The 13,344-nt window shown below is 71.6% G+C and carries 10 protein-coding genes; 4 read left to right on the top strand and 6 right to left on the bottom strand.

Annotation, left to right across the window (positions count from 1 at the left end; all coding sequences use genetic code 11):
• Positions 1-9 precede the first annotated feature (9 nt).
• From AC3ET3_RS23235 to AC3ET3_RS23220, 4 genes are all read right to left on the bottom strand, one after another.
• Complete coding sequence (locus AC3ET3_RS23235; protein ID WP_432157278.1) at positions 10-402, bottom strand: hypothetical protein; 393 nt, start codon at positions 400-402, stop codon at positions 10-12.
• 181 nt (positions 403-583) lie between these two features.
• Positions 584-1,705, bottom strand: coding sequence for a sensor histidine kinase (locus AC3ET3_RS23230; RefSeq protein WP_432136364.1), 1,122 nt, complete (start codon positions 1,703-1,705; stop codon positions 584-586).
• Positions 1,702-2,382, bottom strand: coding sequence for a response regulator (locus AC3ET3_RS23225; protein ID WP_432136363.1), 681 nt, complete (start codon positions 2,380-2,382; stop codon positions 1,702-1,704). Before AC3ET3_RS23225 ends, AC3ET3_RS23230 begins: the two co-directional genes overlap by 4 nt.
• A 355-nt stretch (positions 2,383-2,737) precedes the next feature.
• On the bottom strand, positions 2,738-4,465 hold the full coding sequence (locus AC3ET3_RS23220) for a phosphatidylglycerol lysyltransferase domain-containing protein (RefSeq protein WP_432157279.1): 1,728 nt from the start codon (positions 4,463-4,465) through the stop codon (positions 2,738-2,740).
• 583 nt (positions 4,466-5,048) lie between these two features.
• Here AC3ET3_RS23220 and AC3ET3_RS23215 point away from each other — a divergent pair.
• Both AC3ET3_RS23215 and AC3ET3_RS23210 read left to right on the top strand, forming a co-directional pair.
• A complete protein-coding gene (locus AC3ET3_RS23215) occupies positions 5,049-5,630 on the top strand; it encodes a TerD family protein (protein WP_432136361.1) in 582 nt (193 codons plus the stop codon).
• Positions 5,631-5,741: 111 nt separating this feature from the next.
• Positions 5,742-7,016 (top strand): DUF418 domain-containing protein, encoded by a 1,275-nt coding sequence (locus AC3ET3_RS23210; RefSeq protein ID WP_432157280.1) that lies wholly within the window; start codon positions 5,742-5,744, stop codon positions 7,014-7,016.
• A gap of 597 nt (positions 7,017-7,613) precedes the next feature.
• Here AC3ET3_RS23210 and AC3ET3_RS23205 read toward each other — a convergent pair.
• Both AC3ET3_RS23205 and AC3ET3_RS23200 read right to left on the bottom strand, forming a co-directional pair.
• Positions 7,614-9,401 carry an ABC transporter ATP-binding protein gene (locus AC3ET3_RS23205; RefSeq protein WP_432157281.1) on the bottom strand — a complete coding sequence of 596 codons (1,788 nt, stop codon included), beginning with the start codon at positions 9,399-9,401 and terminating at the stop codon, positions 7,614-7,616.
• A gap of 404 nt (positions 9,402-9,805) precedes the next feature.
• Positions 9,806-10,945 (bottom strand): PucR family transcriptional regulator, encoded by a 1,140-nt coding sequence (locus tag AC3ET3_RS23200; RefSeq protein ID WP_432136358.1) that lies wholly within the window; start codon positions 10,943-10,945, stop codon positions 9,806-9,808.
• 87 nt (positions 10,946-11,032) lie between these two features.
• Between AC3ET3_RS23200 and AC3ET3_RS23195 the strand changes: the two genes are divergently transcribed.
• Complete coding sequence (locus tag AC3ET3_RS23195; protein ID WP_432136357.1) at positions 11,033-12,088, top strand: ferredoxin reductase; 1,056 nt, start codon at positions 11,033-11,035, stop codon at positions 12,086-12,088.
• 7 nt (positions 12,089-12,095) lie between these two features.
• Complete coding sequence (locus tag AC3ET3_RS23190; RefSeq protein ID WP_432136356.1) at positions 12,096-13,214, top strand: fatty acid desaturase family protein; 1,119 nt, start codon at positions 12,096-12,098, stop codon at positions 13,212-13,214.
• Positions 13,215-13,344 lie beyond the last annotated feature (130 nt).

The following is a 13,344-nucleotide window of genomic DNA, read 5'->3' as shown; positions in this document are numbered from 1 at the left end:
CCCGCCGGCTCACGCCGTCCGGCTCCGCGTCGCCCCGAACCGCCGCGCCGCGTGGTCCACCAGGGGGCGCCTGGGCAGCGGCACGGCCCGCGCCCCGCCCTCCGAGCCGGTACGGCACAGTCCGGCCCGTGCGGCGAACGCCTCCCCCACCGCGGGGAAGTCGTCGTCGCCGACGGCCGGTTCGTCGAAACTCGACCCGGCGGCGCGCCCCGTCCACCAGGAGGGGCGCGCCGTTGGCGACCCGCTCGACGGGCAGTCCGGCCCGGGGCTCGGCGAGGTGGGGCCGACAGCCCGCACGGCCGCCGCCCGCAGGCGACGCCCGGTCCGGACGTCACACATCCGGGTGGACGGGCGCCCGTGGACCAGACGGCCGGTGGTCTTGAGGCACCCGACCGTGCCCATGACATCGCACCTCAGTCGGCGTCGGCTGCTCGGCGCCGCCGCGGCGGCCGGCGTCGGTTTCCTGGCCACCGCCCCTCGGCACGAGCCGCGGAACTGGCCGAACGGGCCCGGACCGGATCGAGTTACGACAGCCTCGGTCTGGTGCTCCACGCGCGCTACGGGAACTCGCGTCGTCCGATGTTCAGTCGGGCCGGGCGGGGGCTCGTAGCTCGATCTTGTAACCGCCTTCCGGGGTGGGTCCGACGAGGAGGGTGCCGTCGAGGAGTTCGGCGCGTTCTTTCAGGCCGATGAGGCCGTGACGGGCGCTGGGGAGGGCGACGGTCGGGCGGGTGGGGGCGGTGTTGGTGACGGTGACGCCGAAGTGGTGTGCGTCGTGCCACAGGTGGACGTCGGTGCGGGCTCCGGGTGCGTGTTTGCGCACGTTGGTGAGGGCTTCCTGGATCGTGCGGTAGACGGTGCGCTGGGCTGTGGTGCTGATGTCGGCCGGGAGCTGTCCGGTCAGGGTGGTCTCGATGCCGCTGTTGGCGATGAGCTGCCGGAGGTCGGCGAGGGTGGGCTGGGGGGTGAGCTCGGTCGCCTTGCCGCCGGAGGCGCGGAGCAGGGTGACCATGTGGCGGAGTTCGTCGAGGGTGTTCGCGCTCAGGGTGCGGATGGTGCGGGCGGCGTCGCGGACGTCGGGGTCCTTGGCGGCCATCTGCAGGGCCCCGGCCTGGACGGCGATGAGGCTGACCTGGTGGGAGACGACGTCGTGCATCTCGCGGGCCAGCTGGGCGCGTTCGCGGGCGAGGACGGTCTGGGCGTAGAGGGCGCGCTCGTGTTCCCGGGCCTCCCTGACCTCGCCGAGTTGGCGGGCCACGTCGTGCCTGGCCTGCACGAGCTGGCCGAACAGGACGGGGGCGAAGGCCGTGGCCAGCGTGTAGACGAACTGGACGAGCGTCCAGGTCCGGTCCCCGTCGAACGCGTCGGACAACGGCCAGGCGAGCGTGCCCGCAGCGGCGTTCAGCAGCGCGCAGCCGACGAGCAGCGGGCGGTTGCGGGTGGACGCGGCCAGTGTGTACAGGGCGGCGATCGGGGCGACCGCGACGTCCATGAACAGGGTCATGGGCAGGGTCAGCAGGAAGACGGTCAGCGGGAAGCGCCTGCGCAGGAACAGTCCGGCGGAGCCCACGGCGGCGCAGGCCCACATCACAGGGGTGCCCTCGCCCAGGAGGTTGATCCAGGCGTCGAGCGCGGCCGGCATCACGAGCCCCGTGTCGACGGCCCAGGGCGGTACACGCCGCCACCACGCCCGGCCCGTGTTCATCGTCCGTTGTCCCGTGCCGTGTTGTCGTCGTTGTGGGTGAGCAGTCCTGCGCGCTCGGCGAGCAGTGCCGCCTGGACGCGGCTGGAGACCCTCAGCTTGGTCAGGATCGAGCTGACGTGGTCCTTGACGGTGCCCGCGCTCAGATGGATGCGGGTGCCGATGTCGGCGTTGGACAGTCCTTCGGCGACCAGGACGAGGACGTCGCGTTCCCGGTCGCTGAGCAGGCCGACGCGTGCGACGTCCGCGTCCTGGGGTGCTCCGCCCCCCGGGTGGTTGCGGAGCAGCGCGCGTGATGCCTTCGGCGACATGACGACGCCGCCCGCGGCCAGGGTGCGGACCAGCTGGGCGAGTTGTTCGGGCTCGGTGTCCTTGAGCAGGAAGCCGGCGGCTCCCGAGCGCAGGGCGGTGAGGATGTACTCGTCGGTGTCGAAGGTGGTCAGCATGGCCACGTGCGGTGGTTCGGGCAGCGTTTGGACCTGCCGCAGCACCGTCAGGCCGTCCACGTCCGGCATGCGGATGTCGAGGAGCACGACGTCCGGCCGCTCGCGCCGGATCACGTCGGCCGCCCGGGCTCCTTCGGCGGTCGCCACGACCTCGATGCCGTCGGACGCGTTGAGGATCATCTGGAAACCGGACCGCACCAGGGCCTCGTCGTCGACCACCACTACCCGGATCACCGGCGTCCCGCCTCACACTCTCGTCTGCGCTGTCCCGCTGCTCGGCGCCCCGTGCATCCGGGGGTCCCGCATGCGCGTACGGGTCCGCCCGACGTCGACCGTACGCCGGGCAGGGTACGTGGTGGAGTGATCACCCACGGACTGTGGACACCCGGCGGGTCGGCTCCGGCCGTTCGGGGGGTGCGCTCCGGCCGGTCGGCGGGGCGGCGGGCGAGGCTCGGCGGATGGCGCCCGCCTGAGCGGCGGCCCGGTGCGGGCGAGGACGGTACGCCGTCCTCGCCGGGCGAGCCTCGGCCGGAGCACTCGCGGGGACCAGGGGATGTGAGGGGGCGGCCCGTGAGCGAGGCGCCGCACATCAGGCGGCGCGCGATCGCCGCCGGAAGAGGGCGGGCAGTCCCGGCGTCATGACGAAGCCCTCCGCGCGGGCGGCGGCCAGCGCGATCCGCGGCAGTTCGCCGCTCTTCTGGAAGAGGACGAAGCGGGGTTCCCAGACCGGCCGGTACTTGGCGTTCGCCCGGTACAGCGATTCGATCTGCCACCAGCGGGAGCAGAACCCCAGGGTGGTTCGCCACAGCCGCAGGACGGGTCCGGCGCCCAGGCGGTCTCCGCGCTCGAAGACCGACCGGAACATCGCGAAGTTCAGCGAGACCCGGGCCAGTCCCACGTCGTCCGCCTGCCGTAGCAGTTCGATCACCATGAACTCCACCAGGCCGTTGTCGCTGGCGCGGTCCCGGCGCATCAGGTCGAGCGAGAGCCCCTTGCTTCCCCAGGGAACGAAGCTGAGCAGCGCGCGCAGTTGGCCGTGGGCGTCGTGGCACTCGACCATCACGCAGCGTCCGTCGTCCGGCGATCCGAGCCTGCCGAGCGCCATCGAGAAGCCGCGTTCGGTCGCCCCGTCGCGCCAGCGGTCGGCATCGGCCACCAGACGGGCCATCTCCGGCTCGGGTATGTCCTCGTGGCGGCGCACCCGCACGCTGTGGCCGGCGCGCCGGACCCGGTTGTGCGCCTGACGGACCCCGCGCATCGCGCGTCCTTCCAGGGTGAAGTCCGCGACCTCCACGACGGCCTCGTCGCCCAGTTCGAGGGCGCTCAGACCGTGGCGTCCGTAGATCACTCCCGCTTCCTCGGACGCCCCCATCACGGCCGGGACCCAGGCGTGCGCCCGTGCGTCGGCAAGCCAGGCGTCGATGGCGCCGGGCCATGCCTCGGGGTCTCCGACGGGGTCGCCGGAGGCCAGGGAGACGCCGTTGACCACGCGGTAGGTCACGGCCGCCTTGCCGCTCGGGGAGAAGACGGCCGCCTTGTCGCGGCGCAGGGCGAAGTAGCCCAGGGAGTCCCGCTCACCGTGCCGGTCGAGAAGGGTGCGCAGCCGGGCCTCGTCGTCCTCGGTCAGCATCACCCGGCCCCGGGGGCTGCGGAACGCCACGTACAGCACGCTCAGGAACACGAGCGCCGCCGTCACGTTGAGCGTCCCGTCGACCCAGCCGGGCACCTGGATGAGGCGGGCGGCCTTCTCGGACGGGTCCAGCGTGACGAAGCGGGACAGGACGTAGCCGAGGCGATCGGACAGATCGGCTCCCACCCCGGTGCCGGTCGCCTGCACCAGCGCCACCCCCAGCGCGCTGCCGAGCGCCACACCGCCGGCCAGGGTCGCGAGCGCGGTCCGCGGGTTGGAACGGTCGCCCTTCGACGTGAACTCCGTACGCCCCACGAGCAGCGACAGCAGGAAGAGGGCGGTCAGCGCGGCGGACGCCCAGTTGACCCAGTGGTGGCGGAAGCCGAGGTCCTCACCGGGCAGGAGCATCCAGAGGACCATGACCGACAGGGTCAGTGCCGAGAGGACCGTGTTGAAGATCCAGGCCGCGCGCTTGCGCCTGCGCATGGCGACGGCCAGGTACAGGGCGAGGATCGCGGACACCAGACCGGCGGTGAGCAGGTACGGGGTGAAGTACTCGCCCTCGTTGTGTTCCCGCACCCCGTCGCGCAGGGGAACGGACAGCACCGCCGGCACATTGAGCAGAGCCATGAAACGCAGGTACCAGACGCTCGCTGTGGCCGCCGCGCGCCGGCACCGTGGTGTCATCACGGTCGGGTGAGGCTTCACGGCGGCGGTCGGCGGAGTCGTGGATGGAGTCACGTCCACGACACTCGTGAGGATCCTGAGGACTCACCACCCGGCAACCGGCCACACGTACCCCGCCGGGTGGCGGGGGTGCCGCGGCGGAGACGTTCCCGGTCTGTGACCGCCACCGAGCGGCGGGTGGTCCTCCCGCCGCATGGCGGGGGGCGACCGGTCACCCGTCGGATGCCGCCGGGCCGAAGCGTCGACGAGGTTGGGGATACGCAAGCCGGGGCGCCGTGAGCGTCGGCCCTGTCCGACGGACGGATGATCCCGTGTCCGCTCGCCGTGGCCGTGCGCCGGCCAGGAGCAGAGGCAAGGAGCACCCCATGTCGGCCACCAGCCGGACCTGAGGCGGTGCCTCCGGCCTCGCCGGTACCGCCCAGGACTTCGGCGTCGGCCTCTGGCTCCAGGACACCGGTCCCGCCCCCTCCCCGCCGCCCTCGCGTGGACATCCCCTCCGCGCGCGGGCGGCGGTTCCTGTCTGCCGGCCGTCCCGTTCGGGCCCGGCCACGTCCTTCGCCTCGACCCACACCGGGAGTGCTTCATGTCCGTCAATCTCACCAAGGGCCAATGGATCAGCCTGACCAAGCTCGACACGACCCCCCTCAGCCACGTGCGGATGGGGCTGGGCTGGCAGGCGAGGACGCGTACGGGCTTCCTCGGCAGACTGATGGGCGCCACGGCGATCGACCTCGACGCTTCCGCGGTCCTGTACGCGGGCCGGCGAGTCGTGGAGGTCGTCTACTTCCAGCACCTGACCGGCATCTTCGGTGCCGTGAAGCACTCCGGCGACAACCGCACCGGCGGCGACGGTCCGGGGGACGACGAGGCCATCACGGTCGACTTCACGCGGATGCTGTCGGAAGTGGACCAGATCGTCTTCACCGTGAACTCCTTCACCGGCGCGACCTTCGACGAGGTCGAGAACGCCTACTGCCGCCTGGTGGACGAATCGACGGGGGCCGAACTCGCCCGCTACACCCTGTCCGGCGGCGGCTCCCACACCGCCCGGATCATGGCCAAGATCTCCCGCGTCAGCGGAGCGTGGCAGCTGACCGCCATCGGCGAACCCGCCTCCGGGGCCACCTTCCAGGACCTCCTGCCCGCCATCGACCGCCACCTCTGATCCGTCCGTCCCGGCCCGCCGGTCGGCGGGGGTGGTCCCGGCCGGTCGGCGGGGATGCCACCGAAGCCTGCCGGATGGTCACCGTCCGTACCGCATCGGGAGATTCCTCGTATGACACAGATGCAGCCGTCGCAGGCGATGCCGACTCCGCAGGGAACCTCGCCACCAGGACTCCGCACCTCGCCCGAGTCCGCCGGGAAGCCTTCGACGGGTCGCCTGGTCGGCGTGGACCTGGCCCGCGCGCTCGCGGTGTTCGGTATGTACGTCGTGCACATCGGCCCGCCGCTCGAGGCCACGGCCGGGGTCGGCACCTGGGTGCGGTTCCTGGCCGACGGGCACTCGTCGGTCCTGTTCGCCACCCTCGCCGGGTTCTCGCTGATGCTGATCGCCGGCCGCCGCGAGCCGAAGACCGGCCTGGCCGGCCGGCAGGCGAAGGCCCGGGTCGCGATCCGCGCCGTGGTCCTGCTGGCCCTGGGCAGCGTGCTGGCGATCGAATACGGGGACGTCATCATTCTCGGCTTCTACGGCGTGTACTTCCTCCTCGCCCTGCCCCTGCTGCGGCTGTCCGCGAGGACACTGGCGCTCACCGCGGCCGGGCTCGCGCTCGTCACACCCCAGCTGGCGTTCGTGCTGCGCACGTGGCTGGGCGAATCGGTCCAGCAGAGCGTCAACGCCTACGACCCGCTCGAGAAGCTCAACGGCGTGGGAGTGATCGATCTGCTGCTCACGGGCCTCTATCCGACGATCACGTGGATGCCGTTCGTGATCGCCGGTATGGCGCTGGCCCGCCTCGACCTGTCGGCCGTCCCCGTCCGGCGTCGCCTGGCCGCCCTCGGCGCCGCCCTCACCGTGGCCGCGTACGGTCTGTCGTTGCTGCTGGCGGGCAAGGACGCGGTGTTCGCGGGAACCGGTGGGTCGTCCGCCGGCTCCGGGTCCTGGTCCGGCGGCTCCGGGGCCGCTTTCAGCGGTTCCGGATCGGGGCCCGGCGGCAGCGGCTCCAGCGATCAGCTCCTGTCGTCCGCCTCGGACCTCCTGGGTGCCGGCCCGCACACCGGCACCACGTTCGACATCATCGGCAGCGTGGGCGTCGCGATCCTCGTGATCGTGGGCGCGACGGTGCTGATGGACCGCGTGGCGCGTCTGCGCCGTCTGGCGAAGCCGGTCATCGCCGTGGGCACCATGTCCCTGACGGCGTACGTCGGTCACTTCCTCGCACAGTCCGCGTGGCCCGCTTCCGGCTCCGGCACGACGACGTCGTGGGTCCCCGTGCTCACATACATCCTGTGCGCGATCGTGTTCGCCGCGGTCTGGTCCCGGTTCTTCCGCCGCGGACCGCTGGAGGCGCTGCTCAACGCCGCCACCAAGCCGGCGAAGTACGTGCGTTGACGCCGGCCGGGGCGGGCGGTCTTCGATGGCCCGCCCCGGCTCCGACGGCCCTCGCCGCCGCTCACATCGACCGTCCGGCCTCTGGCACCCGCCGGACGGCTGAAACAGGCCCGGAGCGGCTCGGACGGGAGCGCGCGCCGCCGCCGTCCACGGACGGCGGATCTCAGGGTCGGATACGGCGGCGCTCCGGCCGGGCTCACGAAGCCCCGTCGAGCGTGCTTCCCGCCCGGCAGGGCCCGGCCCGCGCAGGCACCTGGCAGCGCCGTGCCCTTCGGCGTGAAGGCACTGGCGGTGGACGTGGCCCTCGGTTCCCCGCTCGCATGGCTGATGATCACGGCCGATCGCAGGCAGTGGATGACCGGACAGTCCGGGGACGCGGAACACACCGCCGGCCGATGCCCTTCCGCATCGGGCTGAGCGGGCGGCCGTCCGCCCTGTTCCGCGGGACCACCGCCTGGTGACGCGCGGCACTGTCCTCAGCCTCACGCGCCGCCGGTGCGCCGGGTATCCGACGGCTGTCCGGCGCCACTCAGCCACTCAGCCGCTCAGCAGGGCTGCCCCCGCCATGCGGCGGGGGCAGCCTGTGGTGCACTCGGCTCACCCGCCGGGACGCCCGGTGGGGAGCAGGAGCTGGGTCGCGGCGAGCTGGGCGTACAGTTCGTCCTCGGCCACCAGCTCCTCGTGGGTGCCGATCGCCCGGACCGCGCCGGCGTCCATGACGACGATGCGGTCCGCGTCCGTCACCGTGGACAGGCGGTGCGCCACCACCAGGACGGTGGTCTCGCGTGCCGTCTCCGCGATGACGTCCCGCAGCGCCAGCTCGTTGACCGCGTCGAGCTGTGAGGTCGCCTCGTCCAGGAGCAGCAGCCGGGGCCTGCGCAGCAGGGCGCGGGCGATCGCGACGCGCTGGCGTTCGCCGCCGGACAGCTTCGAACCGCGGTGCCCCACCAGGGTGTCCAGGCCGTGCGGGAGACGGTCGACGAGGGTGTCGAGCCTGGTCCGGACGAGGACGGCGCGGATGTCGTCGTCCGTCGCGCCGGGCGCGCTGAAGACCAGGTTCTCCCGCAGCGTGCCGGCCAGAACCGGTGCGTCCTGCTCGACGTACCCGATGACGGACCGCAGCTCGGACAGCGGCCACTGGCGTATGTCCTGGCCGTCGACCAGGATGCGCCCGCCGGTCGTCTCGTAGAACCGCTCGATGAGCGAGAAGACCGTCGACTTACCCGCACCCGAGGGCCCGACGAAGGCCGTCATCCCGGCGCCCGGCACCTCGAAGTCCACCCGGCGGTGGATGTCGGGCAGCCCGGGCCCGTAGCGGAAGGACACGTCCTCGAAGCGGACCGACGCCGGACGCCCCTCGGTCCGCACCGGCTTGTACGTGGCCGGCGGCTCGGCCGCCAGACGGTCGACTTCCTCGATCCGGGAGATCGCGGCCGCGCCCTCCTGGTACGCGGAGGCGGCCTCGACCAGCTTGTACACCGGCTCCATCAGGTAGAACAGGTACAGCAGGAAGGCGATCAGCGTGGAGACGGGGATCTCCCCGGACGCCACCCGTGCCCCGCCGACCGCGAGCACCGCGAGGAACGCCAGCTCGACGGCGAGGTTGTCCGCGGTACCCAGCAGGGCCTCCCACTTCGCGCCCCGCACGCCGTGGCGCCACGCACGCCGGGCCGACGCCTCGACGCGGGCGGTCTCCCGCGCCTCGGCGCCGGATGCCTTCACCGTGCGGAACGCGCCGAAGACCCGCTCAAGGCCGGTGGACATCTCCCCGACCGCGGCCTGGGAGCGCTCGGCGGCCTGCCCGATCTTCGGCATCACCAGGGCGGCGCACGCCCCGACGACCGCGACCACGAGGAGGGTGACGCCGAGCAGGACGGCGTCCAGGAACGCCATCACCACGACCGCCGCGATCAGCGTCAGCGCCCCGGTCGCGGCGTTGACCACCGCCTGGGTGCTGACGGCCCGCAGCAGCGTGGTGTCGGACGTCACCCGCGACATCAGATCGCCCGGCTGCATCCGGTCCACAGCGGAGAGCCGCAGCCGCAGCAGCCGGCCGATCAGGCTGCGGCGAGCGGCCAGCACGACCGACTCGGCCGTCCGCTCCAGCACATAGGCGCCGAACGCCTCGGCCACCGTGCTCAGCAGCACCAGCACGGTCAGCGCCAGCAGTACGGTCGCGAGCGTGCCGCCGGACGAGAGCCGGTCGACCAGCGTCTTCGTGGCCAGCGGCTGGAGCAGTCCGCCGACTGCCCCCGCCAGCGCCAGCAGCAGACCGAGTACGACGGTCCAGCGGTGCGGGCGGACATAGCCGTACAGCGCCCGGAGCGTCGCACGGACGCGCAGGGACTCGCCATCCGTCGCCTCCGGGGCGGATGCGGTGCTCACAGAGTTCCCTTTCTACGTGGCCTGCCCCGCACACGGTCAGCGATGGGACGGCATCGGCCCGCTGAGTACGACGGGTCATGCCCAGCCTGGAACCTCGGTCGCTCCGTCGGCCATCCGGCGATCGACGGGTGGACCCCCGCCAAGTGGCTGGAACAGCCGGCCCATGGTGTGACCAGAGGACCCCAGCGCTGGCCCGACGTGGTGGAGCGGTCTCCGTCAGCCGGCCTGCTGCACCATGATCGCCCCGCTCACCCGGACCGTCCCGGCTTCAAGACCGTCCAGGTGGATGGACACCTGGGCACGAGAGCCGCCCCCAGGCCGAACCCGGAGACGCGGTGCCCGCGGGCGACCGCGCGCATGACGCCGGGATCCGCCCGGGAGTGTATGGACGGTCGAAGCACGCGTCAGCTGACCGGAAGACCGACCGCCAGCGTCAGTTCAAGGACCCGGTGTGGCGATGCGAGATCCGGAAACAGCTCCCGCAGCTGCGACATCCGGTACCGGACTGTCTGGGGATGGACGAACAACGCCGCCGCCACCTCGTCCCGCTTGCCCTGGTGCAGCAACCACTCCCGCAACGTCTCCTCCAGCCGCCGTGCGGTCGCGACGGGCAAGGTCCGCAACGGTGCGAGGGCTCGGGCCCGCAGGTCCGCGAACGCGTCCATGTCGGCGCTCAGCACCAGCTCAGGCAGGTGGTCCTCCGTGTCGCGAATATCGACGGAGAGGGAGCGCGCGCGTACGGCTCGTGCGTACGAGGCGGACGCCCGAGTCCAAGGCCGGGCCGGGCCGACCACGGCGGTGCGGTCGGTCAGCTGCCGCAGGAGATGTGATCGGTCGGCATCGGGTACGAGCAGCACACCGGTGGCGTCCGGCAGATCGTCGAGGACGAGGGTTCCCGGGTCGAGCGCGCGGTAGGCAGGCCGGGCCTGGGCGGCGGGCAGCAGGACCGCGGTCAGCGAAACCGGAGGCTGCCACCCGGCCCGTTGGGCAGAGGCCAGCAGCACATCCGGGCTCGCGCCGCCGAGAAGGTCGCGGGCCAGGTGTTCCAGGTGGAGCTCGTGGGCCCTGCCCCGGGCAGCCAGTTCGTCGGCGTGGCCCGCGGCGCTCGCGGCGGAGAGCTCGTCGATGTAGGCGAAGGTCAGCTCGGCGAACTTGGCGACCTCGGCGGCGGGCAGACCTGCGGGTACGGCACCCGCTGCCAGGCATCGCCAGGCCACGCGGGCGCCGACGCGGTAGGCGCTGAGCAGGGCGTCCATCGAACGGCCGTCGCGCACCTCACCGCGGCCCAGCTCGTAGGCCGCGTCACCGGCGTCGCCGCCCGTGGCGTTCCCGCTCGCGAGGTCCAGGTAGTGCCCCAGGGCGGTGCGCACGGCTCGGCGGATGGTGGCGCCCATGTGACCCGACAGGGCGTTGGCGTAGGGAGGGACCTCGTCGATGATGGCCTGGACGACCTCGTCAGCGGTGGTCTTCAGCGCGGCCCGAAGTGCTGTGACCGTCGTCTCGTCCAAGGCCAGTTCGCTGGCCCTCCGGATTGCTTGGCTCACGTCTTTGTTCCTTGCGAACAATTCATCCGACCAGATTCACGTCCTGCGGTCAGGACTTTACGCCTCGCGGCACAGCAAGCTGGAGCCATGACGAGCGCAGCCCTCCGCAGCGGGGCGTGGAAACTGCTGGAGATGGTCACGACGCCGCTGCTGCCGTCGGACTACCTCGACCTGGTCAGCCCACTGCGTGCGGGCGCTGACCTGCGGGGACGTATCGAGGCGGTGCACCCCGAGACGGGTGACGCCGCGACCGTCGTGATCAGGCCGGGCCGGGGCTGGCGCGGCCACACAGCCGGTCAGTACGTGCGGATCGGGGTCGACGTCGACGGCGTACGCCTGTGGCGTGCCTACTCCCTCACATCGCCGACAAACCGCCCGGACGGCCGCGTCACGATCACCGTGAAGGCGATCCCGGACGGCAAGGTCAGCAACCACCTGGTCCGCAGGGTGAAACCGGGCACGTTGATCCAGCTCGACCAGGCGACCGGAGACTTCGTACTGCCGCGGGCCAAGCCCGCCAAGGTGCTCTACCTGACGGCCGGCAGCGGCATCACGCCCGTGATGGGCATGCTGCGCGACACCGAGTTCGACGACGTCGTCATGGTCCACTGCGCGCCACAGCCGCAAGACGTGATCTTCCGCGACGAACTGCACGACCTGGTCGCGGACAAGAAGCTGCGGCTCACCGAGGTGCACACCGACACAGACGGCATGCTCGACATCGCCCGTCTCGACGAACTCGTGCCCGACTGGGCCGAGCGCGAGACCTGGGCTTGCGGGCCCGCGGGCCTGCTCGACGCCGCCGAAGAGCACTGGAGAGAGCACGGCGTCCAAGAGCGCCTGCACACCGAACGCTTCCGCCCCGGCATCGTCGTCGCCGGCGACGGCGGCGAGGTCACGTTCAGCGCCACCGGCAAGACCGTCGACGCGGACGGCGCCACGCCGTTGCTGGACGTCGGCGAGGAGGCCGGCGTGCTCATGCCCTCCGGGTGCCGCATGGGCATCTGCTTCGGCTGCGTCACGCCGCTCAAGGCGGGTGCCGTCCGCGACCTGCGCACCGGCGAGATCACCGAGGCCGAGCCGGGTGTCCTCATCCAGACCTGTGTGTCCGCCGCCGCGGGCCCCTGCGACATCGAACGGTAGGAACACCTTGACCGCTATCGACCCCACCGCCCACCTGACCGCGGAGCAGATCGAGGAGCTCGGCCGCGAGCTGGACGCGATCCGCGACGAGGTGATCGCCGGCCGCGGCGAGAAAGACGCCGCCTACATCCGTAAGGTCATCTCGGCGCAGCGCAAGCTCGAACTGGTCAGCAGGGGTGTGCTCCTGTTCTCGATCTTCCCGCCCGCGTGGCTGATCGGCACCGCCGGCCTGTCCGTGGCGAAGATCATGGACAACATGGAGATCGGCCACAACATCCTGCACGGCCAGTGGGACTGGATGCGGGACCCGAAGATCCACTCCACCACCTGGGACTGGGATCACGTCTCGCCGGCCGACCAGTGGAAGCACTCGCACAACGAGCTGCACCACACGTACACCAACGTGATCGGCAAGGACAACGACCTCGGCTACGGCATCATGCGCGTCGACGAGGACCAGAAGTGGCACCCGTTCCACCTCGGCCAGCCGCTGTGGAACTTCATCAACGCCTGCTTCTTCGAGTACGGCATCGCGGCGTACGACCTGGAGCTCGGCAAGAACCTCAACAAGCGCCGCCGCAAGAACCCGGAGTTCCGCGCGCGGGCCAGGGCCGTGGGCCGCAAGATCCGCAAGCAGGTACTCAAGGACTACGTGATCCACCCGCTGCTGTCGGGCCCGTCGTTCCTCCCCACGCTCGCCGCCACGTTCACCGCGAACCTGGTCCGCAACCTCTGGTCCCACTCGGTGATCATGTGCGGGCACTTCCCCGAGGGCGTGAAGGTCTTCGAGCGCCGGTCGATCAAGGGCGAGACGCGCGGCCAGTGGTACCTGCGCCAGATGATGGGCTCGGCGAACATCAGCGGCAGCAAGGCCATGCACTTCATGACCGGCAACCTGTCGCACCAGATCGAGCACCACCTGTTCCCGGACCTGCCGAGCAACCGGTACGCCGAGGTCGCGGTGAAGGTGCGCGCGCTGTTCGAGAAGTACGAGCTGGAGTACGTCACCGGGCCACTGCCCAAGCAGGTGTTCTCCGCGTGGCACAAGGTCTTCCGGCTCTCGCTGCCGAACAAGAAGACCAAGGCCGAAACGCCGGACCACGAGCAGGAGCTCGTCGCCGCCTGATTCCCTGTACTGGTTCAGATCTTCCGGCCGTACCGGCGCCACCGCCGGGTACGGCGAGATCCGCCGGGGAAGCCGTGTGCAGGCCGAGCGGCTTGTCGGGGTGGTCCGCGACGCCGAGTTCGTCACATGA

Source organism: Streptomyces sp. bgisy159 (genome assembly GCF_057707805.1).
Note: the sequence above shows the minus strand (reverse complement) of the source record. Positions and strands in the feature narration are given on the sequence as shown.